Genomic DNA, 1,877 nt, shown 5'->3' with positions numbered 1-1,877 from the left:
TACCAATTATTCATACCATAGAAATTTTAAATTGGTATACAGGAGGCGAAAAACCAAAAGCAATTAATTCATTATGAGAAAAAAAATCTTAGTTACTAGAAATTTACTTCCTGAAAACGAAAAGCGTATTCAAAATTTATTTGATACAAAATTAAATAAAGAGGACAAAGTTTATTCAAGTGAAGAGCTTTTAAATCTTTCAAAAGACTGTGATGGAATTTTGTGTATTGGGGGAAATAAATTTGATGCAGCCATTCTGGACAAGCTATCAAGTACAGTTAAGATTATCGCAAATTATGCGGTAGGATATAATAATGTTGACGTAGACATTGCGGCTAAAAAAGGGATAGTTGTTACAAATACGCCAGAAGTTTTAACGGACTCAACAGCAGATATTTCAATTTTACTTTTGCTAGGAGCATCGAGAAGAGCTTATGAGGGTAGAAAATTTGCACAAGAACAATCTTGGGTTTGGTCTACTAATTTTTTACTAGGCAAACAAATGTCAAATAGAAAATTAGGAATTCTTGGTATGGGCAGAATTGGAAGAGCCGTTGCTAAACGTGCTCGCGGTTTTGGAATGGAAATCCATTACCATAATCGTACAAGATTATCTACTCAGCTTGAAGAGGGAGCAATTTATCACGACAATATTAAATCGTTTCTAAATAACAGTGAATTTTTATCAATAAATTGTCCCGCAACGAAAGAAACAACCCATTTAATTAATGAGCAAACAATAAATTATTTACCAGATGGTGCAGTAGTTACGAATGCAGCAAGAGGTGACGTTATAGATGATCATGCCATGATTAAAGCGATGAAGATTGGAAAAGTTTTTGCTTTAGGCCTCGATGTTTATAATGGTGAACCTAAAATTAATTCTGAATATTTAAAGTTGAATAATCTTTTTTTACTTCCTCATTTAGGAAGTGCAACTATTAGAACTAGAATTGATATGGGAGACAGGGCTATTGATAATTTAGAGAATTTTTTTCAAGGAAAAAAACCAAAAGATCAAGTGAATTAAAATTTTATAAGAAGAAATGTTTATAATCTTGATAAAGTAAGTCAAAAGCAACCCATAGAATAGATAACAAACCAAGCCAACCAATCCACTTATATTTTTTAATATAAAGCGAAATAAAATTTGCTAATGTTATCATTAATACAATCGATAATATTAAACCAAATACTAACAATGTATAATGATCACCAGCAGCTCCTGCTACAGCTATGACGTTATCTAAACTTAATGAAAAATCTGCAAGTAGAATTGTAAAGATTGCCTTTCCTAATTTACTCTTTTCACTTTCTTGAATATTAAATTTATGTAAATTTTCATTATCGTTTTTTTCTTGAAGAATATCGACATACAATTTGTAAACTACCCAAAATAGTATGATTGCTCCTGCAGTTTTGATACCGTGAAATTTTAATAAAAAAGCTGTTAGTCCAGCAAATATAATTCTAAAAACAACAGCAGCAATTGTGCCGTAAATTAAAACCTTTTTTCTGATTCTATTATCAAATTGAGAAGCTGCCATTCCAATAATAATTGCGTTGTCCGCAGAAAGAACAAGGTCGATTAAAATTATCTTAACTAAAATGATAAGTTCGTTATTCATGAGAATTAAGGATTTAATAGTTATTAAATTTATTTAAAGACAGATAAAAATTAATACAATCTAAAGTTGATTTATTGATTAATTTAAGCATATATTTAGTTATTTTAATGAGAGACTCTTTATAAATTTTTTGCTTTAATCGTACATAGTTAATTAACTAAATAAGGGAAAATAAATGACAAAACTAAAAGACGAAGTTACGTCATTGGAGTCTAAAAAAACTTCAAGACGTAAGTTTTTTAAAGCTGC

The 1,877-nt window shown here is 29.5% G+C and carries 2 protein-coding genes; one reads left to right on the top strand and one right to left on the bottom strand.

Annotated features, from left to right (window positions below):
- Positions 1 to 73: 73 nt before the first annotated feature.
- The gene (locus AC8IGH_RS05475; protein WP_507419702.1) at positions 74 to 1,030 is read left to right on the top strand and encodes a 2-hydroxyacid dehydrogenase; all 957 of its coding nucleotides are present in this window, start codon (positions 74 to 76) and stop codon (positions 1,028 to 1,030) included.
- Between the two features lie 4 nt (positions 1,031 to 1,034).
- On the opposite strand, the gene AC8IGH_RS05470 is transcribed toward AC8IGH_RS05475, so the two are convergent.
- Positions 1,035 to 1,628: a YjbE family putative metal transport protein gene (locus AC8IGH_RS05470; protein WP_507419701.1), complete on the bottom strand. Its 594-nt coding sequence runs from the start codon at positions 1,626 to 1,628 to the stop codon at positions 1,035 to 1,037.
- Positions 1,629 to 1,877 lie beyond the last annotated feature (249 nt).

This window comes from Candidatus Allofontibacter sp. (assembly GCF_038145245.1).
Lineage (GTDB): Bacteria > Pseudomonadota > Alphaproteobacteria > Pelagibacterales > Pelagibacteraceae > Fontibacterium.
This window is presented reverse-complemented; position numbering and strand designations above follow the sequence as displayed.

Coding starts and splice junctions, on each gene's coding strand:
- AC8IGH_RS05475 (WP_507419702.1), top strand. CDS start 74: ATGAGAAAAAAAATCTTAGTTACTAGAAATTTACTTCCTGAAAACGAA.
- AC8IGH_RS05470 (WP_507419701.1), bottom strand. CDS start 1,628: ATGAATAACGAACTTATCATTTTAGTTAAGATAATTTTAATCGACCTT.